Here is a 22403-nt window from a genome sequence, read left to right as displayed (position 1 = left end):
TCTCACCCTCCACGCCGTCATCCCGGGCGCAGCGAAGCGAAGACCCGGGATCCATGCCGAAACCTTCATCGGCAGCGCTCCGGCATGGATCCCGGATCGGCGCGGCTTCGCCGCTTGTCCGGGATGACGGTGCAGGGGAGAGCGTCTGATGCCGCGCTACAAGCTCGTCATCGAATATGACGGCACGCCGTTCTCGGGCTGGCAGCGCCAGCTCAACGGGCCTTCAGTGCAGCAGAGCGTCGAGGAGGCGGTCGAGGCCTTCTGCGGCCATCCCGTCAGGCTGCACTGCGCCGGCCGCACCGATGCCGGCGTCCACGCCACCCATCAGGTCGTGCATGTCGACTTCGAGAAAGACTGGCGCACCGATGTCGTGCGCGACGCGACCAATGCCCGGCTGAAATCCAGCGTCCCGGTGAGCGTGCTGAGCGCGGAGCAGGTCTCCGGCGATTTCGATGCCCGCATCTCGGCGAAGCGCCGCTATTACATCTATCGCATCCTCGACCGGCGGGCGCCGCCGGCGCTCGATCGAGGACGCGTCTGGCACGTCCCCGTGAAGCTCGACCATGAGGCGATGGACCGGGCCGCCAAGGCGCTGCTCGGCCACCACGACTTCACCACCTTCCGCGCCGCCGAATGCCAGGCCAACAGCCCGATGCGTACGCTCGACCGGCTCGATGTCCGGCGCGAGGGCGCGGAGATCGTGGTCTACGCCCATGCGCGCTCCTTCCTGCATCATCAGGTCCGCTCGATCGTCGGCAGCCTGAAGATGGTCGGGGCGGGGCGCTGGCCGGAAGCGAAGCTCGGCCAGATCCTGGCGGCGCGCGACCGGGCGCAGTGCGCGGCGCTGGCGCCGTCCTGCGGGCTCTATCTCGCCGGGGTCGACTACTGAGGCCGGCTCAGAACAGGTCGAACAGCTGGATCACGCCATAGTCGAGCACGACGCTGGCGATGACCAGCGGCAGCGCGATGGCGCGTCCCTCCGGCCCGAAGGCGGCGCGCGCCACGCAATAGCGCAGCCTGAGCACGATCGCGGCGAAGAAAGCGGACTGCACCATCGCGAGCTGCGGTGTCGACCAGCCGAGTGCGAAGACGGCAGCCGGAACCGCCATCAGGCTGGCCGAGACGATGCCGGCCCAATTCCAGGCGATGACGAAGCTGGTGAAGCGCGGCGCCTGCGCCAGTTCGGGCCGCAGCGCGATCAGCAGGGCCGGCACGGCGAGGATGGCGAGACAGAGCGCGCCGATGACCGCCAGCACGAGCGCGGGGGCGGTGAAGAGGCCGGCGCTGTTCGGCAGCCCGGCCATCAGGCGCGTCGCGGCGAGGATTGCGATCGTTGCCGGCAGCATCAATGCGAAGGCGAGATAGGAGCGCCAGAATCCGTCCCGGCTGAGGTCGAGTTCGGAAAGCGCCTCTGTGCCGCGGGTCATCAAGTGCCAGGAACCGCGCAGCGAGCGCGCGATGTCGTCGGCGGCGAGCCTCATCACGGTCTCCATCATCTGCGATCTTAGACTTTCGTCTAAGGCGGATAATGACCCGTGGTTCCGGCGCGTCAAGCCTTGTGTTGCGCTGCAAAATAGCTGGCGAGTAACCGATGCGTGATCCGCTCAAGCGCAGCGAGGTCCGCGACGGCAACGCATTCGTCGATCTGGTGCATCGTCTTGCCGACGACACCGTATTCGACAACGGGGCAATAGCTCTTGATGAACCGGGCGTCGGAGGTGCCGCCGGTCGTCGAAAGCTGCGGCCGCTTGCCGGTCTCGGCGGCGACGGCATCCGCTACCATGGCTACGAAGGGGCCGGGTTCGGTCAGGAAGGCGACGGCATTGGTCGGCTGGAAGTCGATGTCGTAGCGCACGGTGTTGCCCGCCGCCTCCCGCAGGCGCCGGTCAAGCTCTGCCGCGAGGGTCTCCGGCGTCCAGACGTCGTTGAAGCGGATGTTGAAGACGGCCCTGGCCTGGGCGGGGATGACGTTCGTCGCGGGGTTGCCGACATCGAGCGTCGTCACTTCGAGGTTGCTCGGGTCGAAATGCTCGGTACCGGCGTCGAGAGGGGTGGCGTCGAGCGCCGCCAGCAGCCGGACCATGCCGCGGATCGGATTGTCGGCGAGATGCGGGTAGCCGACATGGCCCTGGATGCCGTGGACGGCGAGCTTGCCGGTCAGCGAGCCGCGACGGCCGATCTTGATCATGTCGCTCATCGTCGCCGGATTTGTCGGCTCGCCGAGGATACAGTGGTCGAAGCGCTCGCCGCGCTCATGCGCCCATTGCAGCAGCTTCACCGTGCCGTTGACGGCTGGTCCCTCTTCGTCGCCGGTGACGAGAAAGGCGATCGAGCCGGGCGCATCGGGATTCTCGCGGCGATAGCGGATCGCAGCCGAGACCATGGCGGCGAGCCCGCCCTTCATGTCGCAGGCGCCGCGTCCATAAAGGATGCCGTTCTCGATCGCGCCATCGAAGGGCGCGCGTGTCCAGGCGGCCTCATCGCCGACGGGCACGACGTCGGTATGCCCGGCGATGACGAAGACCGGGGCCTGGTTACCGATGCGGGCATAGAGATTCTCGACATCCGGCGTGCCCGGCTCGCTGAAGACCGGGCGCTGCACCTCATAGCCCTCGGCCACCAGAACCGAGGCGAGCACGGCGAGCGCGCCGCCTTCCTGCGGCGTGACGGAGGGGCAGCGTACGAGCGCCTGCGTGAGCGCGGCCGGATCGGCCGGGTCGAAGGAAAGGGCGGGGGCTGAAGCGGCAGGTGCGTTCGTCATGCCGCCGCTTTAGCGCGCTTTCGGCCTAGCGGGAACCGGCCTCGGCCGCGACCAGCGCCTCCGCCCGCTCGTCCCGGGCTGAAGGCATCAGACCGAGATCGATGAAGGCGACCACCCACGCGATGGTCGATATCGCTTCCAGCGAAGGGCGCCAGCCGAATGGCATGTAGAACCGCAGGTACTCCGGCAGCACGATCGCGCAGACCAGCAGGACGCCGAAGAGCGAGCTGCCGCCCCGGTCGGTGGCGCGCTTGGCGGCCAGCGCCGCCCAGGGAAACAGCGCGAAGGCGTTCGCGAAGGCGAGGACGGTTCGCGCGGTCTGAGGAACCATCAGCTGGGGCAGGATCCTTTGCAGCGCAAACAGCGTGAGCGCCACGACGGCACTGCCGAGCCAGAAGGCGCGCAAACCGATGCGGCCATCGAGATCGCAGAAAAGGCGAATCGGGGACATGCGTCGCGCTCCGTTGCCACCCCTTTTCGCATGTCTTAACGAAAGCTTGAAGCTTATAGTGAATAAAAGGTTAACGGTGTGGTCAGCCAGTTGTGCCAAATCAGAAAAGGCTTGAACCGGCGATACGGGGTCGCTAGCTGCGGAAGGCGCGTCGTTGCGGCGCGGTCTGCCGCCGTTCCATTCCGTGAGTACCGTTGAAGGGCGCCTCAGCGCGGCCCGAGTGAGGTTTCGAGCATGACCATCCGTTTTCATCGCGGCGATCTGCCTGACGGTTATGAGGCCGGCTCGAGCGTCGCGATCGACACCGAGACGCTCGGCCTCAACCCGCATCGCGATCGGCTTTGCGTGGTCCAGCTCTCGCGTGGTGACGGCACGGCGGACGTCGTCCAGATCCTGAAGGATGGCGCGCGGCCCAAGAACCTGATCCGCCTGCTCGAAGACCCGGCCGTGCTGAAGCTCTTCCACTTCGCGCGCTTCGACGTTGCGGTGTTGCGCCACGCTTTCGGAGTGGTCACGACTCCGGTCTACTGCACCAAGATCGCCTCGAAGCTGACCCGCACCTACACGGATCGTCACGGTCTGAAGGATCTGGTGCGCGAGCTGCTCGGCGTCGAGCTCTCGAAACAGCAGCAATCTTCCGATTGGGGGGCGGATACGCTCAGCGAGGCCCAGCTCGCCTACGCCGCCTCCGACGTGCTGCACCTGCACGCGCTCCACGCCAAGCTCGAGGCGATGCTGGCGCGCGAGGGCCGCGGCGATCTCGCCCAGGCCTGCTTCAAGTTCCTGCCTTACCGTGCGGAGCTCGACCTGGCCGGCTGGAGCGAGACCGACATCTTCGCTCACACTTGACAATTTCGAAGGGTTCTTGCGTCAGTCTGCCGCGAAGATTGGCGCAAGGGGCGCGCCCGTCCGGTCTGGAGCGAGCGGCGCGGGGGCGCGTTGCGGTTCGCCCGGCGACACGAAAAAGCCGTGAGCGGCTGCCATTGCGCGGGGCATGACTGTGGCAATGACCTTGAACGACCCGGCGGGGAGGATTTCCGCGCAGGCGCTGCGCCGCCGTGCGGCCTTTGCTGCTGCGCGCCGTCACACCCGGGCCGTTCACATCCTGCGCAAGCTGATCCCTGTGACCGCGGTGACGCTGGTGGTTGCGCTGGTCGTCGTCCCCTTCCTCAATCCTCTCCGCGGCAAGCTCGCCAATGTCTCGGTCAGTTCGGTCGGCATCACCGGCGGCAAGGTCCGGATGGAGACGCCGAAGCTCTCCGGCTACCGCAAGAATAACCGGCCCTATCAGGTGACGGCCGAGAACGCCTTTCAAGACATCAAGAATCCGACGCAGATCGAGCTGCAGATCTTGACCGCGCGCATCCAGATGGAGCGCGAGGGCTGGGTGACGGTCAATGCGAAGACCGGACTGTTCGATACGCAGAAGGAAAAGCTCAAGCTCGTCGACGACGTGAAGGTTCGTACCGAGAGCGGCCACGACATGCAGATGAAGACGGCCGATATCGACTTCAAATCCGGCGCCGTGACTTCGCAGGAGCCGGTCAAGGTCTCTCTCGGCGAGACGACGGTGGACGCCAACACGCTTGACGTGAAGAACAATGGCGAGTTGATCGTCTTCGAGGGGCGAGTCCGGGTCTTCATCAGGAACGCGCCAGCAGGTACGATCGCCGGGCCCGAGCGCGAGGGCAGCACGCCGATGCCGGAACTGCTGAACGCGAATCGGGTGGCTCCGGCAGGCGACACGCCCGCCAACGACGCTGGCAACGGGAAGAGACAGTGACATGAGCACGGCAAGCCACAGTTTCCGTTTCGCCAAGGAATTCCGCGCCGCCGCCTTGCTGTTGGCCGCGGGCTTCGCCATGGCAGCAGCCCCGCAGGCGGCTCTTGCGCAGGCCGCGCAGGGCAAGGCGCGCGGCGGCAATGCCTCTTCTCCGCTCGGCGGTCTCGGCGGCGACAGCAAGGAGCCGATCAAGATCGATGCCGACAAGCTCGATGTGCTCGACAAGGAGAACAAGGCCGTCTTCACCGGCAATGTCGTGGCGGTTCAGGGCGAGACCACGGTTCGCTGTTCGGTGATGACCGTGCTCTACGAAGGGCGTGCCGGCGGCCAGGGCGGCGCTGGCGCTGCCAAGCCCGCTGCCGCGACTCCGGCCGCGCCGAACAGCAATGACAGCTCGATCAAGCGCATCCTCTGCAAGGGGCCGGTGACGGTCGTGTCCAAGACCCAGGCCGCGACCTCCGACAATGCCGAGTTCGACCGCGCAAACAATGTCGTGATCATGACCGGCAACGTCGCCCTGAACGATGGCCCGAACATCACTCGCGGCGAGAAGCTGACCTACAACACGGTCACCGGCGTCGCGAATGTCGAGACCAACAAGGGCGGCCGCGTCCAGGGCTTCTTCGTGCCGAACTCGGATACGAACAAGCCCGACGCGAACAAGCCGGGCGCCAAGCCGGCCCCCAAGCCGACCAACTGAGCCCCCAACCGATCGTGCCGCAGTGACTGTCTCCGAAGCACCTCGCCCCGCCACCATGCCCGCACGGACCCAGGCCCCGAGCCCGGGCGGAGTGTTCGGCCGCCTGCGCGGGCTTTTTGGCGGCGGAAACCGCGCCGCAGGCGAGGGCGCGTTTGGCGCCACGGCTGCTGCGATCGGCGGGCCGGGAATCCTCGCCGTCAGCAATCTGCGCAAGAGCTATGGCGGCCGCACCGTGGTGTCGGATGCCAGCCTCTCTCTGCGCCAGGGAGAAGCCGTCGGCCTGCTCGGCCCGAACGGCGCCGGCAAGACCACGATCTTCTACATGATCACCGGCCTGGTCGGTGCCGATTTCGGTGTCATTTCGCTCGAAGGCAACGACATCACCGGGCTGCCGATGTACCAGCGCGCCCGCCTCGGTATCGGCTATCTGCCGCAGGAGGCCTCGATCTTCCGCGGACTGTCGGTGGAGGACAACATCCGTTCCGTGCTCGAGGTGGTCGAGCCCGACCGCAAGGCGCGCGAGCGCCAGCTCGACCAACTGCTCGAGGAGTTCACCATTTCGCGGCTGCGCAAGGCGCCGTCGATCGCGCTCTCCGGTGGTGAGCGTCGTCGCTGCGAGATCGCCCGCGCGCTTGCCGGAAAGCCCTCCTTCATCCTGCTCGACGAGCCCTTCGCCGGCATCGATCCGATCGCGGTCGGCGACATTCAGGCGCTGGTGCGCCAGCTGACCGACCGCGGCATCGGCGTGCTCATCACCGATCACAACGTCCGCGAAACGCTCGGCCTCGTCGACCGCGCCTACATCATCCATTCCGGCCGCGTGCTGACGGAAGGCTCGCCGGCCGAGATCATCGCCAATCCCGATGTCCGCCGCGTCTATCTCGGCGAGGATTTCCGCCTTTAACCAGGGGCGCCTGCTTCGATTTGCGTCGTTTTGCTGCGGTGCATCAAATTTCCTGCCCACGAATGGGGCATGGGCTTTGACGCGGCGGTGAGCAGACGCTAGGGTCCTCTCGCAAGCAAGAAGCGTGCCGTACGGTGCGTGATCGAGAAGGGCTTTTCGCGCATGGCAATGATGCCGCGCATGGAGTTGCGTCAGGGTCAGTCCCTGGTGATGACGCCGCAGTTGCTGCAGGCGATCAAGCTCCTGCAGCTCTCTCATCTGGAACTCCAGAACTTCGTCGACGGCGAGCTTGAACGGAACCCGTTGCTGGAGCGGGACGACGGCCCGGAAGCCCCGCTGCGCAGCGGCGCGGAGGCCGAGAGCCTGCATGCAGCCGATCCCGAGAGCTTTGCCCGTGCCGAAAGCCTGCATACCCAGGAGGGGATGGAGGGCCGGCTCGGCACCGGTCTCGACAATGTCTTTCAGAGCGAGCAGCCGAGCGCGGCCCGCAGCGATTCAGGCGGCGCCGACAGCCTTCCGGTGATCGGTGGCGCCTATGGCTCGCGCGGCGGCTCCTTCGAGGACGGGCCAGAAGGCTTCGAGAGCGGGCTGACGGCCGAAGCCTCGCTGCACGACCATCTCAGCGCCCAGCTCGACCTCGCCGTTGCCGATCAAGCTGAGCGCATCATCGGCCGCCACCTCATCGATGCGGTCGATGACAGCGGCTATCTCGCCGAGCCCGTCCCGGACATTGCCGAACGTCTCGGCGTCGGCGCGGAGCGAGTGGAAGCCGTGCTGCGCATCGTCCAGAGCTTCGATCCCTCGGGCGTCGCGGCACGCGACGTTGCCGAATGTCTCGCGATCCAGCTGCGCGACCGCAACCGCTTCGATCCGGCGATGCAGGCTCTGCTGGCGAACCTCCACCTCGTCGCCAAGCGCGATTTTGCAGCGCTGAAGCGCGTCTGCAGCGTCGATGACGAGGATATCGCCGACATGGTCGCCGAGATCCGCCGGCTCGATCCCAAGCCCGGCCGGGCCTTCGGCGGCTCGGCGGCGGAGACGGTCGTTCCGGATGTCTTCATCCGCGCCGCGCCCGATGGCTCCTGGCTGATCGACCTCAACCCGGACACGCTGCCGCGCCTGCTCGTCAATCAGACTTATCATGCCCGCGTTTCCAAGGCGGCGCGCAACGACGAGGACAAGGCCTTCATCGCCGAATGTCTGCAGACGGCGAACTGGCTGACGCGTTCGCTGGAGCAGCGCGCCCGGACGATCCTGAAGGTCGCCAGCGAAATCGTGCGCCAGCAGGACGGCTTTTTCGCCTATGGCGTCGAGCATCTGCGCCCGCTCAACCTGAAGACGGTCGCCGACGCCATCGGCATGCACGAATCGACCGTCTCGCGCGTCACGTCGAACAAGTACCTGACCTGCTCGCGTGGCGTCTTCGAGATGAAGTACTTCTTCTCGGCGGCGATTGCGGCCACCGGCTATGGCGAGGCGCATTCGGCCGAGGCCGTGCGCTTCCGCATCAAGCAGATGATCGACGAGGAAAGTCCGCGCGACGTGCTCTCCGACGATGCCATCGTCACGAAGCTCAAGGCCACCGGCATCGACATCGCCCGGCGCACCGTCGCGAAATATCGGGAATCGCTGCGCATTCCCTCATCGATGGAGCGGCGGCGGGAGAAGGTTGCGATGGCGGCCGCAGGGCGTTGAGCAATTTGGTTCCAAAACGCCGGCGCATCGGCGCCATGCTGCCCTTGTCACATTGACATCCCGGACTCGCAGTTCTTAGCTCTTGGAGATGGCCAAGCACTGGCCATGGCTAAACAAGGGGAAGCAGTCCATGAGCTTGCGAATCTCCGGCAAGAATCTCGATGTCGGCGAGGCCCTGCGCGGCCAGGCCGAAGAGCGGGTCGCTGCAGCCGTCAGCAAATACTACGAGGGCGGCTATCAGGGACACGTCACGGTCGACAAGGACGGTACGGCCTTCCGTACCGACACCGTCATCCACCTCTCTTCGGGGATCACGCTGGAAGCCTCCGCCACCGCCCACGATCCCTATGCCAGCCTCGACAAGATGGCTGAGCGCATCGAGAAGCGGCTGCGACGCTACAAGCGTCGGCTGAAGGACCGTTCGACCGCCAACGGACGCGACGCCGGAATCGAAATCCCCAGTTATGTGATTGCGGCTCCGGATGACGATATCGAGGAGTTCGACGGTGTTTCCGCCGGCGATCACCCGGTGACCGTGGCCGAAACCACCAAATCGCTGCATGTTCTGACAGTCAGCGATGCGGTCGCGGAGCTCGACCTGACTGGTTCGCCCGTCATCATCTTCCGCCATGCTGGCAATGGCCGGATGAACATCGTATACCGCCGCCGCGACGGTAATATCGGCTGGATCGACCCGCCGGCATCGCTGTCCTGAGGCCGGCGGGGCGACCGCTCCGGCCGTCGAACCTTGAACCGTGCCGACGGCGTTTCGGCCGGCACGGGACATGCATGGACGGGCGAATGACGCTGACCGATCTCCTGAGCCCCGCCGCGGTGATTTCGCCACTGCGGGCCAACAGCAAGAAGCAGGCTCTGCAGGAGCTTGCCCAGCATGCCGCCGCCCTCACGGGCTTGCCCGATCGAGAGATCTTCGAGGCGCTGCTCCAACGTGAGCGCCTCGGCTCGACCGGGATCGGCGACGGCATCGCTATCCCGCACGGCCGCATGCCCGGCATCGACCGCCTGGTTGGGCTGTTCGCCCGCACTGAGAAGCCGATCGATTTCGACGCGCTCGACGGCCAGCCCGTCGACATCATCTTCGTGCTGATCGCGCCGGAGGGGGCAGGGGCCGACCATCTCAAGGCGCTGGCTCGCGTTGCGCGCGTGCTGCGCAACCAGTCGGTGCTGGAGCAGGTTCGCAAGATTCGTGACCCGGCGGCGATCCACGCCATCCTTGCCGAGTCGGCCACTCAGGCCGCCTGCGCTTAAACTCATTAAAGACTGCTTGGACGATGCCGGTCGACGGGCTATGACGCCGGCCATACGGCGCCGCGCGTCCGGCTGGAGACCGTTCTGATCCACAGCGAGCCTGTCGGTGGAGCGGTCTCTGTCCCAAATCGAGAGCGCAGCGCTTCATCGCTTCGGAGCCGCTGATCATGGCCTACACGCATGTCGATCTCTTCCCGCTCGGTGAGGACAAGACGCCCTATCGCAAGCTCGGAAGCGAAGGCGTCAGCGTCGAGAAGGTCGGTGATCGCGAGGTCCTGAGCGTCTCCCGCGAGGCGATCCGCAAGCTCTCCGAACAAGCCTTCATCGACATCAACCACCTGCTGCGCCCGGGCCATCTGGCTCAGCTCGCCAAGATCCTCGACGACCCCGAGGCGACCTCGAACGACAAGTTCGTCGCCTATGACCTGCTGAAGAACGCCAATATCGCCGCCGGCGGCGTCCTCCCGATGTGTCAGGACACCGGCACGGCCATCGTCATGGGCAAGAAGGGCCGCAAGGTCTGGACTGACGGCGACGACGAATCGGCGCTCGGCGAGGGCGTCCATGACGCCTATCTCAAGCGCAACCTGCGCTATTCCCAGCTCGCGCCGCTCTCGATGTTCGAGGAGAAGAACACCGCGACCAACCTGCCGGCGCAGATCGACATCTACGCCGAGGGCGAGGATGCCTATAAGTTCCTCTTCGTCTGCAAGGGCGGTGGCTCCGCCAACAAGACCTTCCTCTACCAGGCGACGCCGTCGCTTCTCACCAAGGACCGCATGATGGCGTTCCTGAAGGAGAAGATCCTGACGCTCGGCACCGCGGCCTGCCCGCCCTACCACCTTGCCATCGTCATCGGCGGCACCTCTGCCGARCAAAACCTGAAGACGGTGAAGCTCGCCTCGACCAAATATCTCGACGCGCTGCCGACGAAGGGTTCGCCCTCCGGCCATGCCTTCCGCGACCTCGAGATGGAGGAGGAGGTCCACAAGATGACGCAGGCGCTCGGCGTCGGTGCGCAGTTCGGCGGCAAATATTTCTGCCACGACGTCCGCGTCATCCGCCTGCCGCGCCATGGCGCCTCGCTGCCGATCGGGCTCGGCGTCTCCTGCTCGGCGGACCGCCAGGCCAAGGGCAAGATCACCAAGGACGGCATCTTCCTCGAGGCGCTGGAGACCGATCCGTCGAAATACCTGCCGGATGTCGACGAGGCGAAGCTCGGCGGCGATGTCGTGAAGATCGACCTCAATCAGCCGATGAGTGAGATCCTGGCGACGCTGAGCAAGCATCCCGTCAAGACCCGCCTGTCGCTGACCGGCACCATCGTCGTCGCCCGCGACCTCGCCCACGCCAAGATCCGCGAGCGGCTTGAGCGCGGCGAGGGCATGCCCGAGTATTTCAAGAACCACCCCGTCTACTATGCCGGCCCGGCCAAGACGCCGGAGGGTTTCGCCTCCGGCTCCTTCGGCCCGACCACGGCCGGCCGCATGGATTCCTTCGTCGACCAGTTCCAGTCCTTCGGCGGCTCCATGGTGATGCTGGCCAAGGGCAACAGGTCCGCAGCGGTCCGGGAAGCCTGCAAGGCCCATGGCGGCTTCTATCTCGGCTCGATCGGCGGCCCGGCGGCGCGCCTCGCGCAGGACTGCATCCGCAAGGTCGAGGTCCTGGAATATCCGGAACTCGGCATGGAAGCGGTCTGGAAGATCGAGGTCGAGGATTTCCCGGCCTTCATCGTCATCGACGACAAGGGCAACGACTTCTTCAAGGAGCTGAACCTCGGATGAGGACTGCGCTGACCCTGGCGCTGCTGTCGGCTCTGCTTGCCGGTCCGGCGCTCGCCCAGCAGCCGCGCCCGGCAACCTGCTCGCGCGACCTGTTCCAGAACGAGGCCGGCTTCCGCTTGCAGCAGACCCGGCTCTCGGCCGCGGCCAGCGCCGATCAGGCGACCCAGTGCCGGGCTTTTCGCGAGCATGTCGGCTATCTCCAGAAGGCTCGCTCGGTCTTCGCGGCCTGCCAGAGCGGGGCGGAGCGCGAGCGCAATGTCGCGGAGATGGATTCCGAGTTGGTGAACTACCGCGCCCTCCTCGCCAATCGCTGCGGCGGGCGCTGAGGCCCTTTCGTATCGCTCGAACCGAAGGCTCTCCGATGACCGACCAGCCCGAAGCGCCGCTCCAGATCGCCGTCGTGCCGGTGACGGCGTTCCAGCAGAACTGCTCCATCCTCTGGGACACGAAGACCAAGCAGGCCGCCATCGTCGATCCCGGCGGCGACGCGCCGCGCTTGCAGGAAGCCCTGAAGGAGCTCGGCGTAACGCCGGTCGCGATCTGGCTGACGCATGGCCATCTCGACCATGCCGGCGGCGCCACCGAGCTCGCCGAGGCGCTCTCGCTGCCGATCATCGGCCCGCATGAGGCGGACCGGTTCCTGCTCGATGCCCTGCCGGAGCAGGGCCTGCGCTTCGATATCCTCGGCATGAAGGCGGTGAAGCCGACGCGCTGGCTGCAGGAGGGCGACGAAGTCTCGCTCGGCGGCCTGACCTTCTCGGTCCAGCACGTCCCTGGCCATACGCCGGGCCATGTCACCTTCTTCCAGAAGGATCTGCGCTTCCTGCTCGCCGGCGATACGGTCTTCGCCGGCTCCGTCGGCCGCACCGATTTCCCTTATGGCAATCACGAGACGCTGATCTCGGGGATCAGGGAAAAGCTCCTGCCGCTCGGTGACGACGTGCAGTTCCTGCCCGGACACGGCCCGGCCAGCACGTTGGGCGAGGAGCGGCTGAACAACCCCTTCCTGCAGGGCTAGAGCCGGATGCGATCAGGTTGAAACAACCTGATCGGCGCGTGCTCCAGCGTCTGTTTTGGAGTGTTGAGCCCTCATCCTTCGAGACGCCGTTCCTGCCGGAACGGCTCCTCAGGACGAGGGCTGAACAGATCCTAGAGCCCGGGTTCGGCCGGGCGCTGCTTCAGGCTGCCGGGGCGGCGAACTGATCGAAGGCGCGCAGCGCATCCGCGGCATACATCAGGGCCGGGCCGCCGCCCATATAGACCGACATCGCCGCGACTTCGGCGATCTCCTGGCGCGAGGCGCCGAGCCCGGCCAAGGCTTTGGCATGGAAGCCAATGCAGCCGTCGCAGCGCTGCGTGATGCCGATGGCGAGCGCGATGAACTCCTTGCTCTTCTTGTCGAGCGCGCCATCGGCGCCGGCCGCCTGCGCGAGGGTGCTGAAGCCCTTCATCGCCTCCGGCTGGAGCCCACGCAGCTCGCGCATATAGGCGGAAATATCCTGGGTGATGGTGCGGTAGTCCTTGCTCATGGTGATGTCGATCCTTGACAGTTTATATTTTTATAATATCATAAAAACATGAATTATGAAACGAAGCAAGAGCCGGCGCTGGCCGAGGCGATGGCTGAGAAGGCCGAAGGGGTGGCGGGCTTCCTGAAGGGGCTCGCCAATCCGCAGCGACTGCTGATCCTCTGCGCCTTGTCGAAGGGCGAGCGCAGCGTCGGCGAACTGATCGCCGAAACCGCCATCGCGCAGACCTCGATGTCCCAGCATCTGGCGAAGTTGAAGGCGGAGGGCATCGTCGATTTCCGGCGTGACCACCGAACCCTGCACTATTTCATCGCCCATCCGGCCGTGATGGAGCTGATGGGGGTGCTCTACGTCCACTTCTGCGGAAGGCAGCCATCATGACCCGTTCCCTTTCCCCGCAAGAGGCGCAGCGTCAGCTGGCCGCTGGCGAAGCGCTCCTGATCGATGTGCGCGAGCCGGCCGAATTTGCCGCCAGCCATATCCCGCTCGCGGTCTCCCTGCCGCTGAGCGGCTTGCCGGGCGCGCTGGCGCAACTGCCCCGCGACCGGACGCTGATCTTCCAGTGCCAGAGCGGTATGCGAAGTGCTCAGGCCTGCGCGCTTGCCGCCCAGCGGGCGGAGAGCGTCAGCCTCGATGGCGGCATCGTCGCCTGGCGGGCCGCTGGCTTGCCGATCGTCGGCAACGCCGGTCCGCGGCTGTCGATCTTCCGCCAGGTTCAGATGATCGTCGGAATGATGGTCGCGCTCCTGGTCCTCGCCGGCTTTGCCGGTCTGACTGTGGCTTTCGCCATTGCCGGGATCATGGGGGCGATGCTGGCCTTTGCCGGTGCGACGGGCTGGTGCGGACTGGCCATGCTGCTCGCGCGCATGCCTTGGAACCGCGCGGCGCCCGCATCATAGCGGCGCCAAAACGCCAACGGCCATGCGGCGGGAACGGTGCACGTGCATCGGCCTCCCATGTTCGGCTCATGGTCGTCGTCAATCGCGATGAAACGCCGCACGATCGCTTACTGCGAGCGTGACCGGCACATCCGCATCGCTTCGCGGCGGTGCGGGCTGCCGCCGCTGAAGCTGTCGCGCCCCGTGAAGGGCCGTGTCACTGGCAGACCAGCACGCGGCGAGCGACGACATAGCCCCACGGATCGAAACTGCGCCGCCACACATAGTAGCAGTCGTCGCCATAATAGCTGTTGTAGTAGTAGGGCGCTCCCACGCCGAACGCGAAGGCCGGACCGTAGAAGAAGCGGTTATTGTAGAACCGCCGGTCATGGAAGAACACCGCCCGGTTGGCAAAGCCTGGCCGGACGAAGCCGGGGCCCACGAATGCCGGGCGCGCAAAACCCTGACGCGCGAACCCGCCGCCCCCGAAACCGCGCATCGGGACACCGCCGCCGCGAAAGGCCATGCCGCCACCATGGAAGCTGCCGCCGCCATGGAACGCCATGCCGCCACCGCCAAAGCCGCCGCCACCGAACCGCGCCTCGGCGGGGGCCGACCATGCGATGACGCCCATGGAGAGCGCTGCCGCGGCGAAAGCCGTGACAACCATCTTGTTGCTGCTGAAGGTTGAGATCATGACGAACCTCCCATCAAATGAGCCTCGCCTCACACTCAATCTGCGCTTTTTGATATGAACATACAATGAACATTGCGCGCGCTTCCGTCCCCGGGCGCAAGAAAAAGCCCGCAGCGCCAGGGCGCTACGGGCATTCTAAAAGCCAACGGCCATGTCCGGAACGGGCGCGCGTACATCCGGCGTCACACGTTCGGCTCATGGCCGTCTTCAACGAAGATGGAGAGCAGTGGAACGCCCTCGATACATCATCGTGACCCTGAGATGGGAAGGCTGGTCGCCGATTACAAGCCCTCGGTGGCCGACGATTTCCGCCACTCGTAAAGCGCGTCCGGCTCGCCCTCCTCGTTGCGCGTGCCGTCATTGAGATCGACGAGGCGGAAGCCATGGCGTTCATAGAAGGCCCGCGCGGCCGTATTCCGCTGGAAAGTGAACAGGCTGAGGCCGTCGGGGCTGCGTTCTCTGGCCTTGGCAAGCAGGAGCGAGCCGATGCCGCGCCTGAAATGCCCGGGCAGCAGATAGAGCTGGTCGAGTTCCCCGCCGTCGAGTGACAAGAAGCCGAGGATGCGCCCGGCCTCGCGTGCGACCCAGGTCTCGCCCGTGGGCAGCCTCACGGCCTCGATCCAGCCCCGTATCTCCTCGTCGCTATGGCAGCGGCGCAGATAGGGCAGGGCTTCGGTGCGCGAGGCCAGATAAAGCGCGGCAATCTCCCCGGCATCCCGGGGAGAGGCGCGTTCGATCGTGATCGCAGGCGCCGCGGGCATGCCCCGGCCCGTTCTAGCCTCAGGCGTCGAAGACGCCGAGCAGGAAGTCCTGCTTGCCGATCTGGAAGCCGTTCTCGCGCAGGATGTCGTAGGCCGTCGTGGCGTGGAAATAGAAGTTCGGGATGGCGAAGCGGGTGAGATAGGCCTCGCCTGTCATCGTCACGGTTGCCGAGGGGCCACGCGGGAAGGTGACCTCGCGGGAAAGCCCGGCATCGAGAGCGGCGCTGTCGGCGGCGGCGACGAAGGCCAGCGTCTTGGCGATGCGCTCCTTCAGCTCCGGGAAGCTCTTCTCCTCGTCGGGGAAGCGCGGGTTGTCGCCGCCCGAGAGCCGCGCCACGGCGTTCTTGGCGAAATCGCAGCAGAGCTGGATCTGGCGGGTGAAGGCCAGCATGTCGGGAGCGAGACGCGCCGTCAGCAGCACTTCGGGCTGGATCTTGCGGGTCTCGGCCTGCTCCAGGGCTTTGTCGAGAATGGCGTCGAGCGCCTTGAGCGTCTGCACGAAGCCGGAAAGGGCGGCGGCCTGGACTGTGAGTGGCATGGGAAACCTCGAAACGACAACGGGCCCGGAAAGGGCCCGCTGCGCATCGTTATAAAGAATATTCTTTCAGCTTGCTCTGCTCCAGCAGATCAATCCTTCGCGCGCTCGACATAGGAGCCGTCGGCCGTCATCACGACGATGCGGGTGCCGACGCCAACATGCGGCGGCACGGCGCTGCGCACGCCGTTGGAGAGGATCGCCGGCTTGTAGGAGGAGGAGGCCGTCTGGCCCTTGGTCACCGGCTCGGTCTCGACGACCTCGAGCGTGACGCGCTGCGGCAGCTCGATCGCCACGGCCTTGTCCTCGAACACCGAGAGCGAGACCTTCATGTTCTCCTGGAGATAAGGGGCCGCGTCGCCCACGACGTCCTTGTCGACATGGATCTGGTCGTAGGTCTCCGGGTTCATGAAGACGTACTGTTCGCCGTCCTGATAGAGATAGGTGAAGTCGCGGTCTTCGACATAGGCGCGCTCGACCTGCTCGGTCGTCTTGTAGCGCTGCGTCATCTTCACGCCGTCGGCGATGCGGCGCATGTCGATCTGCGTCGTCGGCGTGCCCTTGCCGGGGAAGAAGCTCTCGGCCGAAATGACGGTGCAGAGATGCCCGTCGAGCTCGAGGACGTTGCCCTTGCGGACGGAAGAGGCGATGACCTTGACCACGTGAATGTCCTTGCTGGTGCGCGGCGTTCTCGCGCGCTATGCGAATTCCTGTCGCCGCGCAACTACCGCATTCGCGCGCGAAACGGAAGCTTCCCGACGGTTCCGACGCGAGATTCGATGAGTTCGTCCCCCACGCCGTTCTGGCGCCCCGATGTTCATGCCGACCGCCGCCCGGCCCTTCTCGCCCGCGGGCGGATCAAGACGGCGCTCAGGCGCTGGTTCGAGGCGCGCGACTTCATCGAGGTCGAGGCGGCGATCCTGCAGCGCTCGCCCGGCAACGAGACGCATCTGCACGGCTTCGGCACGACGCTGATCGACAATGCCGCGCAGTCGCATCCCTATTACCTGCATACCTCGCCGGAATTTGCGGCCAAGAAGCTGCTGGCGGCCGGCGAGACGCGCATCTTCGATTTCGCCCGCGTCTTCCGCAACCGCGAGCGCACGGCACTGCACCACCCCGAATTTACGATGCTCGAATGGTATCGCGCTGGCGAGGATTACGCGGTGCTGATGCAGGATTGCGCCGCACTGATGGCCGAGGCGGCCCGCGCCGCCGGGGCGACCCTGCTGCGCTGGCGCGACAGCGAGGCTGATCCCCTCGCCGAGCCCGAGCGGCTCACGCTGCACGGTGCGTTCGCGCGCCATGCCGGCATCGACCTGCTTGCGACCGTCTCGCCCAACGGCGCGACGGACCGCGCCGCGCTGGCCGCTCAGGCGCTCGCCGCCGGCATCCGGCTGGCTGACGACGATAGCTGGTCGGACATCTTCAGCCGCGTGCTGTCCGAGCGCGTCGAACCGCATCTCGGCCGCGGCCGTGCCACGATCCTCTGCGAATACCCGATCAGCGAGGCCGCGCTCGCCCGGCCGAAGCCCGGCGATCCGCGCGTGGCCGAGCGCTTCGAGTTCTATGCCTGCGGTGTCGAGCTCGCCAATGCCTTCGGCGAGCTCACCGACCCGGCCGAGCAGCGCCGCCGTTTCGAGGCCGACATGGACGAGAAGGAGCGCATCTATGGCGAGCGCTATCCGATCGATGCCGATTTCCTGGAAGCGCTGGCGCTGATGCCGGCGGCGTCCGGCATTGCGCTCGGCTTCGACCGGCTCGTCATGCTCTGCACGGCTGCGCGTCGGATCGAGGATGTGCTCTGGACGCCGGTTGCGGAACCGGGCAGGGGAGGCGCATGACCGTTCACCAGCCCCCCGGAGGCCAGCCGCTGCGCAGCATCGACGCGCTCGTCGAGGCCGGGCTTGCCGCGCCCGAGCGTCGTGAAGCCCTGCAGAAGGTGGCGGAGCGCTATGCCGTCTCAGTGACACCAGCCGTCGCCGGGCTGGTCGATCCCACGGACCCGGCCGATCCGATTGCGCGCCAGTTCATTCCTGATGCCGCCGAACTCGTCACGCTGCCGCAGGAACTGGCCGATCCGATCGGCGACGACGCCCATTCGCCGGTCGAAGGCGTGGTGCATCGCTATCCCGACCGCGCCTTGCTCAAGCTCGTCCATGCCTGTCCGGTTTATTGCCGCTTCTGCTTCCGGCGCGAAATGGTCGGCCCGGGCGGTGACGCGCTGACCGGCGCCAAGCTCGACGCAGCGCTCGCCTATCTCGCCTCCCATCCCGAGATCTGGGAAGTCATCATGACCGGTGGCGATCCCTTCATCCTCTCCGCCCGCCGCATCCGCGAAGTCGCCAAGCGCCTTGCCAGCATCCCGCATATCAAGGTCGCGCGCTGGCACACCCGCGTGCCCGTCGTCGATCCCGGCCGGATCACGCCGGACTATGCCAGGGCGCTGCGCATCCCCGGCAAGGCGAGCTATATCGCTGTTCACGCCAACCATCCGCGCGAGTTCACGGATGACGCCCGCGCGGCCATCGCGACCCTGGCCGATGCCGGCCATGTGCTGCTGAGTCAGTCCGTGCTGCTCAGGGGCGTCAACGCCGATGTCGCAACGCTCGGCGCCCTGATGCGGGCCTTCGTCGAGAACCGCATCAAGCCCTACTATCTGCATCATCCCGATCTCGCGCCCGGCACCTCGCATTTCCGGCTGACGCTGGAAGAGGGGCAGGCGCTGGTCAAAAGCCTGCGCGGACACCTTTCGGGGCTGTGCCAGCCGACCTATATCCTCGACATCCCCGGCGGCGCCGGCAAGATTCCGGTCGGCCCTTCCTTCCTCTCCGGTTGCGAGATGCCGGGTGCGGAAGCCATCGCCGAAGACCGACATGGTGGGCAGCATCGCTATCCGCCCGCCTGATACGAAGGACATCGACATGCAGGACAAGCTGCCGCTCGTGATCGTCTCGGACATTGCCTGTCCGTGGTGCTTCATCGGCAAGACGCGGCTGGAGACGGCGCTTGCCCGCCATGGGCTGACCGAGCGCTTCGCCATCACCTGGCTGCCCTATGAGCTCAACCCGGACATGCCCGATGAGGGCATGGACCGCACGCAGTATCTGGAGGCCAAGTTCGGCCCGGGCAAGCGCAAGGAAATCGAGCTGCGGCTGTCGGAAGCGGCGCTGGAGAGCGGCGTCACCTTCAACTGGGCGAAGGTGACGAAGAGCGTCAACACGCGCATGGCCCATATGCTGATCGCGGCTGCCTCGACGGTGCAGCGCGGCGGCGATATGGCAGCCGCCCTGTTCAAGGCCTATTGGCAGGATGGGCGCGACATTGGCGATATCGAGACGCTGGTCCAGATCGCCGTCGAACAGGGTTTCGACGAGCAGGCCGCCCGCGACGAACTCGCCAATGACGAGCTGCGCGAGACCGTGATCGGGCTGGAGGATCACGCCCGCAAGGTCGGCGTCAACGGCGTGCCCTTCTTCATCGTCGACGGCAAGCTCGCAATTTCGGGCGCGCAGCCGCCGGAGGTCTGGGCTCAGGCCTTCCAGCAGGTTCTGGCAGCGCAGCAGCAGCCGGAGATGCCGCAGTTCTGAGCGGCCGTGATCCTGGGGCGCGCCGTCAGGCGCGCGCCAGATGAACCAGGCCCGGCGCCGCGAGCGCAACGCCCGACAGGAACAGCAGGATGAAGACGATCCGCCGCAGCGCCGTTGGCGAGATGGCGGGTGGATAGCGCCGAGCGAGATGCGTCGCGGCCATGACGACCGGCACGGCGAGTAGCCCCGAGAGGACCGAGGGCGAGGGGATGTGGCCTGATGCAGCCACCAGCCCGGTGCGGCAGAGCGCATTGAGGGCGAACACCGTCACCAGCGTCTCGCGGATCGTCACCAGCGTCATCGGCTGCCGGTAGAAGTGGTAGACCAGCGGCGGGCCGGAGGTCGAGAACATCCCGCCCATCAGCCCGGCGACGCTGCCGAAGAACAGGAAGCTCGGCGCGCCGGACAGCCGCTCCCGCGGATGTGGCTTGCGCGCGAGCTGCAGGCTCGAGACGATGATGACGAAACCCAGGGCCAGCCTCAGCAGATCGGCCTGGCTGTCGGCGAGCCATTCGAGCAACCGGTAGCCGATGAAGAGCGCGGGCAGGCTCGCGGCCATCACCATCCAGAATTCGCGCCAGGCGACGTCGCGCCAGCCCTTCAGCAGCATTTGCGTCGCGTTGACCAGGGTCAGCAGGCTGACGAGCATCGCTGCGTCGGGCAGCGAGATCAGCCCGGACAGTCCGACACCGCCCATGGTGATCAGGCCGAAGGCGAAGCCCGTCAGCGTCTGGGCATAGGCGGCAACGCCGGTCAGCAGCAGGAAGCCGATCAGCGTGGCCACGGACATCGTCGGCTGTCTCCAGAGAACGGAGCGCGAGCCCTAAAGCATCGGCGCCTCCGCCGGAATCCGTTTTCCGGCAAAGCTGATGTGCGCTGGCGGATCGCCATCGCCCTGTCATGGCGTCGTCGCGGTTGCGTTGCGATCAGGCCACGCCCGCGACCGTTCTGCCTCCCGCGAATGCGGCCAAAGGTTGACTCGACGGGGGCAGGGCGGGCACCATCGGCCCGCTCGCGATCAATCTACAGCAGGAGCGGCGAAGATGCTGTCGATCCCGAACCGCGCAGCCGTATGTATTTTCGGCTTTGCGCTTTCCGGCTGCATGCAGTCGATGCCGACCGCCGAGACGATCACTCGGCCGACCATGGAGGCCTTCACGCGGCTGAGTTCGTGGACGCCGTGGCGCGCGTCTCCCGAACAGCCTCCGCCGGCGGTCGTCACCGCACAGAGCCTGCCTCAGGCAACCGAGCCGGTCGAGGAGCCGCCGGTGCTGCCAGCGGTCCGGCCCCAACCGAAGCCCAAGCCCGTCCTCCACCACGCGCCGCAGCTGGCCTCGTCGCGCACCCGGCCTGCGACGCCGGCTCCGGTCCCCGTTATCATCCCAGCTGCTGCGGTCACGACGGCCGCACCGACGGGATCGACGCCGACGGCCTCGCCGCTACTGCCGGCCAGGGTGAGCTGTCAGACAGCGAGCCAACCCGGCGAGCGCGTGCGGATGGAGTGCACGCCGGTCGAGTGACGAGCTGATCGGTATTCGGCGTGGTCCCGCCTGCAGAGGTGTCTCCGATCGACGCATTGGCCAGTCGCATGCGGTCCCTGCTGCGGCCTTCTGCCCGGGAAATCACTTGGTAAGGAACAACCCCTGCGATCCGGGCTTCCTAAGATATGCCTCCTCGCAGGAAACCGCCTCTGGATTTTTGGCTTTGGCTCGCGGTCATCGGGCTCGTCGCGCTTGTGGGTGCGGTATCGCTGCAGTTTCCCGCGCGCATCGCGCCGCCGCTCCCGGCCGCGGCCGGCCAGGGCCAAGGGCGATAGATCGGAAAGTCTCCCATGGGCCGGGGCCTTCGATCGTCAGGTTGTGTGGCGATATCGCTCGACTGCGCGCCGCCTCAGATCGTCCTCGTCTTCTGCGACCGCGACCAGCGCTGCGACGATATAGGCCAGTCTGGTCCGCCCTCGCTCGTCAAACACGTCGATATTGGCCGGTTTGACGTCCTGCCAGGCAGCTTCCAGCGCTGCCTGCGCGCGAGCGAGGTCAACAGGATCATTCAGCGATGAGAATGGCACGTCTCCTGCTCCCCCAAGCCCTCGATGCCAACAGATTTAGGAGCCAGATCGCGGTCCGCAAGCATGAAAAAGGGACAGAGGGTCTCTTCGCGAAAAGCTTGATCCATCACCGTTGGACCCAACGATGGAGCGGCAAATGCGCCAACTTCGAAGAGAAGCCCGAGGCCTGGCGCGACAGGCATTCACGACCCATTGCAGATCACTGTGCTAAGCCGCTTAAACGGTCGCGCCACGGATGGAGAGATGGCGGTGAGCATTCTCGACGCGCATGTTGCCTTATGGCGAAGCTCCCCCTTCGCCTCGTTCTCCAGCGAGGAAGCATGGGGCGTCGCCCGCAGGTCGCAGGAAATTGTTCAAGGACTGCTAGATAGACTTGATAACAATTATGTTCGTGACGGGCAGGTCGCAGTGCACAAGACCGCGGTCGTGGAGGGTGGAGCACTATTGAAAGGTCCGCTGATCATTGGACAAAAGTGCTTTATTGCTGCCGGAAGTTTGCTACGTGGCGGCTGTTGGATTGATCAAGACTGCGTAATCGGTCCCGGAGTCGAATTGAAGTCGACCATTATGTTTAGGGGCTCAAAACTCGCTCATTTCAACTTTGTTGGAGACAGTGTTCTCGGTCAGGCTGTCAATTTGGAAGCGGGCTCAATCGTCGCCAACTACCGAAATGAGTTTGACACACCAAACATCCGCTTTTTGTACCAAGGCAAGGTGATTGAGACAGGCACTCCTAAATTCGGAGCGCTCGTTGGCGATAAGACCCGTGTTGGTGCGAACGCTGTGATTGCTCCCGGCGCTATCCTTTCTCCCGCAACCATCGTGAGACGTCTCGCCCTCGTCGACCAAAGCCCCGACTTGTAACGCCGGCCTTCTATCCTTCTCGGGCATTCGCCGCATCGGGCGTTTTGACTCCTGCCGCCCAATAGAAATGCCCCGCCTGCATGCGCGGGCGGGGCATCGATTTATCGGCAGGCCCTTCGCGGAGATCATCTCTC

General features: G+C 65.8%; 28 protein-coding genes. 18 read left to right on the top strand and 10 right to left on the bottom strand.

Annotation, left to right across the window (positions count from 1 at the left end):
* Positions 1 to 148: 148 nt before the first annotated feature.
* On the top strand, positions 149 to 889 hold the full coding sequence (gene truA, locus AB4Z10_RS16835) for a tRNA pseudouridine(38-40) synthase TruA (protein ID WP_441471526.1): 741 nt from the start codon (positions 149 to 151) through the stop codon (positions 887 to 889).
* A gap of 7 nt (positions 890 to 896) precedes the next feature.
* On the opposite strand, the gene AB4Z10_RS16830 is transcribed toward truA, so the two are convergent.
* The 3 genes from AB4Z10_RS16830 to AB4Z10_RS16820 form a co-directional block, all read right to left on the bottom strand.
* Positions 897 to 1481 (bottom strand): hypothetical protein, encoded by a 585-nt coding sequence (locus AB4Z10_RS16830; protein WP_441471525.1) that lies wholly within the window; start codon positions 1479 to 1481, stop codon positions 897 to 899.
* A gap of 68 nt (positions 1482 to 1549) precedes the next feature.
* Positions 1550 to 2761, bottom strand: coding sequence for a succinyl-diaminopimelate desuccinylase (dapE, locus tag AB4Z10_RS16825; protein WP_441471524.1), 1212 nt, complete (start codon positions 2759 to 2761; stop codon positions 1550 to 1552).
* A 25-nt stretch (positions 2762 to 2786) separates the two neighbouring features.
* Positions 2787 to 3212, bottom strand: coding sequence for a DUF805 domain-containing protein (locus AB4Z10_RS16820; RefSeq protein WP_441471523.1), 426 nt, complete (start codon positions 3210 to 3212; stop codon positions 2787 to 2789).
* A 234-nt stretch (positions 3213 to 3446) separates the two neighbouring features.
* Here AB4Z10_RS16820 and AB4Z10_RS16815 point away from each other — a divergent pair, with 234 nt between their 5' ends.
* The 10 genes from AB4Z10_RS16815 to AB4Z10_RS16770 all read left to right on the top strand — a co-directional run bounded on the left by AB4Z10_RS16815 (position 3447) and on the right by AB4Z10_RS16770 (position 12365).
* Positions 3447 to 4061, top strand: a complete 615-nt coding sequence (locus AB4Z10_RS16815; protein WP_441471522.1) for a ribonuclease D — start codon at positions 3447 to 3449, stop codon at positions 4059 to 4061.
* 157 nt (positions 4062 to 4218) lie between these two features.
* Positions 4219 to 4995: an LPS export ABC transporter periplasmic protein LptC gene (gene lptC / locus AB4Z10_RS16810; RefSeq protein ID WP_441471521.1), complete on the top strand. Its 777-nt coding sequence runs from the start codon at positions 4219 to 4221 to the stop codon at positions 4993 to 4995.
* 1 nt (position 4996) lies between these two features.
* Positions 4997 to 5695, top strand: coding sequence for an LptA/OstA family protein (locus AB4Z10_RS16805; RefSeq protein WP_441471520.1), 699 nt, complete (start codon positions 4997 to 4999; stop codon positions 5693 to 5695).
* Positions 5696 to 5750: 55 nt separating this feature from the next.
* Positions 5751 to 6599 (top strand): LPS export ABC transporter ATP-binding protein, encoded by an 849-nt coding sequence (lptB, locus tag AB4Z10_RS16800; protein ID WP_441471519.1) that lies wholly within the window; start codon positions 5751 to 5753, stop codon positions 6597 to 6599.
* Positions 6600 to 6761: 162 nt separating this feature from the next.
* Positions 6762 to 8294, top strand: a complete 1533-nt coding sequence (gene rpoN / locus AB4Z10_RS16795) for an RNA polymerase factor sigma-54 (RefSeq protein ID WP_441471518.1) — start codon at positions 6762 to 6764, stop codon at positions 8292 to 8294.
* Between the two features lie 88 nt (positions 8295 to 8382).
* Complete coding sequence (gene hpf / locus AB4Z10_RS16790; protein WP_441471517.1) at positions 8383 to 9009, top strand: ribosome hibernation-promoting factor, HPF/YfiA family; 627 nt, start codon at positions 8383 to 8385, stop codon at positions 9007 to 9009.
* Positions 9010 to 9095: 86 nt separating this feature from the next.
* A complete protein-coding gene (gene ptsN / locus AB4Z10_RS16785; RefSeq protein ID WP_441471516.1) occupies positions 9096 to 9563 on the top strand; it encodes a PTS IIA-like nitrogen regulatory protein PtsN in 468 nt (155 codons plus the stop codon).
* 167 nt (positions 9564 to 9730) lie between these two features.
* Positions 9731 to 11347 (top strand): fumarate hydratase, encoded by a 1617-nt coding sequence (locus tag AB4Z10_RS16780; RefSeq protein ID WP_441471515.1) that lies wholly within the window; start codon positions 9731 to 9733, stop codon positions 11345 to 11347.
* A complete protein-coding gene (locus AB4Z10_RS16775) occupies positions 11344 to 11673 on the top strand; it encodes a hypothetical protein (RefSeq protein ID WP_441471514.1) in 330 nt (109 codons plus the stop codon). Before AB4Z10_RS16780 ends, AB4Z10_RS16775 begins: the two co-directional genes overlap by 4 nt.
* 35 nt (positions 11674 to 11708) lie before the next feature.
* Positions 11709 to 12365 carry an MBL fold metallo-hydrolase gene (locus tag AB4Z10_RS16770; RefSeq protein WP_441471513.1) on the top strand — a complete coding sequence of 219 codons (657 nt, stop codon included), beginning with the start codon at positions 11709 to 11711 and terminating at the stop codon, positions 12363 to 12365.
* Positions 12366 to 12525: 160 nt separating this feature from the next.
* On the opposite strand, the gene AB4Z10_RS16765 is transcribed toward AB4Z10_RS16770, so the two are convergent.
* The gene (locus AB4Z10_RS16765; RefSeq protein WP_441471512.1) at positions 12526 to 12876 is read right to left on the bottom strand and encodes a carboxymuconolactone decarboxylase family protein; all 351 of its coding nucleotides are present in this window, start codon (positions 12874 to 12876) and stop codon (positions 12526 to 12528) included.
* 48 nt (positions 12877 to 12924) lie between these two features.
* On the opposite strand from AB4Z10_RS16765, the gene AB4Z10_RS16760 reads away from it, so the two are divergent.
* Positions 12925 to 13257 (top strand): ArsR/SmtB family transcription factor, encoded by a 333-nt coding sequence (locus AB4Z10_RS16760; protein WP_441471511.1) that lies wholly within the window; start codon positions 12925 to 12927, stop codon positions 13255 to 13257.
* The gene (locus AB4Z10_RS16755; protein WP_441471510.1) at positions 13254 to 13775 is read left to right on the top strand and encodes a rhodanese-like domain-containing protein; all 522 of its coding nucleotides are present in this window, start codon (positions 13254 to 13256) and stop codon (positions 13773 to 13775) included. Before AB4Z10_RS16760 ends, AB4Z10_RS16755 begins: the two co-directional genes overlap by 4 nt.
* 196 nt (positions 13776 to 13971) lie before the next feature.
* Here AB4Z10_RS16755 and AB4Z10_RS16750 read toward each other — a convergent pair whose 3' ends face one another.
* The 4 genes from AB4Z10_RS16750 to efp all read right to left on the bottom strand — a co-directional run bounded on the left by AB4Z10_RS16750 (position 13972) and on the right by efp (position 16409).
* Positions 13972 to 14451: a hypothetical protein gene (locus AB4Z10_RS16750; RefSeq protein WP_441471509.1), complete on the bottom strand. Its 480-nt coding sequence runs from the start codon at positions 14449 to 14451 to the stop codon at positions 13972 to 13974.
* 281 nt (positions 14452 to 14732) lie between these two features.
* Positions 14733 to 15212, bottom strand: a complete 480-nt coding sequence (locus tag AB4Z10_RS16745; protein WP_441471508.1) for a GNAT family N-acetyltransferase — start codon at positions 15210 to 15212, stop codon at positions 14733 to 14735.
* Positions 15213 to 15231: 19 nt separating this feature from the next.
* Positions 15232 to 15750 carry a DUF1993 domain-containing protein gene (locus AB4Z10_RS16740; RefSeq protein WP_441471507.1) on the bottom strand — a complete coding sequence of 173 codons (519 nt, stop codon included), beginning with the start codon at positions 15748 to 15750 and terminating at the stop codon, positions 15232 to 15234.
* Positions 15751 to 15839: 89 nt separating this feature from the next.
* On the bottom strand, positions 15840 to 16409 hold the full coding sequence (gene efp, locus AB4Z10_RS16735; protein ID WP_441471506.1) for an elongation factor P: 570 nt from the start codon (positions 16407 to 16409) through the stop codon (positions 15840 to 15842).
* A 117-nt stretch (positions 16410 to 16526) separates the two neighbouring features.
* Between efp and epmA the strand changes: the two genes are divergently transcribed.
* From epmA to AB4Z10_RS16720, 3 genes are read left to right on the top strand one after another with little or no spacing between them, the layout of a single operon-like run.
* Entirely contained in the window at positions 16527 to 17591 is a 1065-nt protein-coding gene (gene epmA / locus AB4Z10_RS16730; RefSeq protein ID WP_441471505.1) for an EF-P lysine aminoacylase EpmA, read from the top strand.
* The gene (locus tag AB4Z10_RS16725; protein ID WP_441471504.1) at positions 17588 to 18655 is read left to right on the top strand and encodes a lysine-2,3-aminomutase-like protein; all 1068 of its coding nucleotides are present in this window, start codon (positions 17588 to 17590) and stop codon (positions 18653 to 18655) included. The genes epmA and AB4Z10_RS16725 overlap by 4 nt, the downstream gene beginning before the upstream one ends.
* Complete coding sequence (locus tag AB4Z10_RS16720) at positions 18624 to 19337, top strand: DsbA family oxidoreductase (RefSeq protein WP_441471503.1); 714 nt, start codon at positions 18624 to 18626, stop codon at positions 19335 to 19337. Before AB4Z10_RS16725 ends, AB4Z10_RS16720 begins: the two co-directional genes overlap by 32 nt.
* Positions 19338 to 19362: 25 nt before the next feature.
* Here the strand turns inward: AB4Z10_RS16720 and AB4Z10_RS16715 are convergent, their stop codons facing one another.
* Positions 19363 to 20127, bottom strand: coding sequence for a TSUP family transporter (locus AB4Z10_RS16715; RefSeq protein ID WP_441471502.1), 765 nt, complete (start codon positions 20125 to 20127; stop codon positions 19363 to 19365).
* Between the two features lie 253 nt (positions 20128 to 20380).
* Between AB4Z10_RS16715 and AB4Z10_RS16710 the strand changes: the two genes are divergently transcribed.
* Positions 20381 to 20857 carry a hypothetical protein gene (locus AB4Z10_RS16710; RefSeq protein WP_441471501.1) on the top strand — a complete coding sequence of 159 codons (477 nt, stop codon included), beginning with the start codon at positions 20381 to 20383 and terminating at the stop codon, positions 20855 to 20857.
* A gap of 332 nt (positions 20858 to 21189) precedes the next feature.
* Here the strand turns inward: AB4Z10_RS16710 and AB4Z10_RS16705 are convergent, their stop codons facing one another.
* On the bottom strand, positions 21190 to 21405 hold the full coding sequence (locus tag AB4Z10_RS16705) for a hypothetical protein (protein WP_441471500.1): 216 nt from the start codon (positions 21403 to 21405) through the stop codon (positions 21190 to 21192).
* 249 nt (positions 21406 to 21654) lie between these two features.
* On the opposite strand from AB4Z10_RS16705, the gene AB4Z10_RS16700 reads away from it, so the two are divergent.
* Positions 21655 to 22269 carry an LbetaH domain-containing protein gene (locus tag AB4Z10_RS16700; protein ID WP_441471499.1) on the top strand — a complete coding sequence of 205 codons (615 nt, stop codon included), beginning with the start codon at positions 21655 to 21657 and terminating at the stop codon, positions 22267 to 22269.
* The last annotated feature ends 134 nt before the right edge of the window (positions 22270 to 22403 follow it).

The organism is Allobosea sp. RAF48 (assembly GCF_052114025.1).
In the GTDB taxonomy this organism is placed as follows: Bacteria; Pseudomonadota; Alphaproteobacteria; order Rhizobiales; family Beijerinckiaceae; genus Allobosea.
The sequence above is the reverse complement of the archived record's forward strand: the minus strand, read 5'-3'. Positions and strand labels throughout refer to the sequence as shown.

Bases quoted from the DNA above. Each gene is read 5' to 3' on its own strand.
- truA (WP_441471526.1), top strand. From the start codon at position 149: ATGCCGCGCTACAAGCTCGTCATCGAATATGACGGCACGCCGTTCTCG.
- AB4Z10_RS16830 (WP_441471525.1), bottom strand. From the start codon at position 1,481: ATGAGGCTCGCCGCCGACGACATCGCGCGCTCGCTGCGCGGTTCCTGG.
- dapE (WP_441471524.1), bottom strand. From the start codon at position 2,761: ATGACGAACGCACCTGCCGCTTCAGCCCCCGCCCTTTCCTTCGACCCG.
- AB4Z10_RS16820 (WP_441471523.1), bottom strand. From the start codon at position 3,212: ATGTCCCCGATTCGCCTTTTCTGCGATCTCGATGGCCGCATCGGTTTG.
- AB4Z10_RS16815 (WP_441471522.1), top strand. From the start codon at position 3,447: ATGACCATCCGTTTTCATCGCGGCGATCTGCCTGACGGTTATGAGGCC.
- lptC (WP_441471521.1), top strand. From the start codon at position 4,219: ATGACCTTGAACGACCCGGCGGGGAGGATTTCCGCGCAGGCGCTGCGC.
- AB4Z10_RS16805 (WP_441471520.1), top strand. From the start codon at position 4,997: ATGAGCACGGCAAGCCACAGTTTCCGTTTCGCCAAGGAATTCCGCGCC.
- lptB (WP_441471519.1), top strand. From the start codon at position 5,751: ATGCCCGCACGGACCCAGGCCCCGAGCCCGGGCGGAGTGTTCGGCCGC.
- rpoN (WP_441471518.1), top strand. From the start codon at position 6,762: ATGGCAATGATGCCGCGCATGGAGTTGCGTCAGGGTCAGTCCCTGGTG.
- hpf (WP_441471517.1), top strand. From the start codon at position 8,383: ATGGCCAAGCACTGGCCATGGCTAAACAAGGGGAAGCAGTCCATGAGC.
- ptsN (WP_441471516.1), top strand. From the start codon at position 9,096: ATGACGCTGACCGATCTCCTGAGCCCCGCCGCGGTGATTTCGCCACTG.
- AB4Z10_RS16775 (WP_441471514.1), top strand. From the start codon at position 11,344: ATGAGGACTGCGCTGACCCTGGCGCTGCTGTCGGCTCTGCTTGCCGGT.
- AB4Z10_RS16770 (WP_441471513.1), top strand. From the start codon at position 11,709: ATGACCGACCAGCCCGAAGCGCCGCTCCAGATCGCCGTCGTGCCGGTG.
- AB4Z10_RS16765 (WP_441471512.1), bottom strand. From the start codon at position 12,876: ATGAGCAAGGACTACCGCACCATCACCCAGGATATTTCCGCCTATATG.
- AB4Z10_RS16760 (WP_441471511.1), top strand. From the start codon at position 12,925: ATGAATTATGAAACGAAGCAAGAGCCGGCGCTGGCCGAGGCGATGGCT.
- AB4Z10_RS16755 (WP_441471510.1), top strand. From the start codon at position 13,254: ATGACCCGTTCCCTTTCCCCGCAAGAGGCGCAGCGTCAGCTGGCCGCT.
- AB4Z10_RS16750 (WP_441471509.1), bottom strand. From the start codon at position 14,451: ATGATCTCAACCTTCAGCAGCAACAAGATGGTTGTCACGGCTTTCGCC.
- AB4Z10_RS16745 (WP_441471508.1), bottom strand. From the start codon at position 15,212: ATGCCCGCGGCGCCTGCGATCACGATCGAACGCGCCTCTCCCCGGGAT.
- AB4Z10_RS16740 (WP_441471507.1), bottom strand. From the start codon at position 15,750: ATGCCACTCACAGTCCAGGCCGCCGCCCTTTCCGGCTTCGTGCAGACG.
- epmA (WP_441471505.1), top strand. From the start codon at position 16,527: ATGAGTTCGTCCCCCACGCCGTTCTGGCGCCCCGATGTTCATGCCGAC.
- AB4Z10_RS16725 (WP_441471504.1), top strand. From the start codon at position 17,588: ATGACCGTTCACCAGCCCCCCGGAGGCCAGCCGCTGCGCAGCATCGAC.
- AB4Z10_RS16720 (WP_441471503.1), top strand. From the start codon at position 18,624: ATGGTGGGCAGCATCGCTATCCGCCCGCCTGATACGAAGGACATCGAC.
- AB4Z10_RS16715 (WP_441471502.1), bottom strand. From the start codon at position 20,127: ATGTCCGTGGCCACGCTGATCGGCTTCCTGCTGCTGACCGGCGTTGCC.
- AB4Z10_RS16710 (WP_441471501.1), top strand. From the start codon at position 20,381: ATGCTGTCGATCCCGAACCGCGCAGCCGTATGTATTTTCGGCTTTGCG.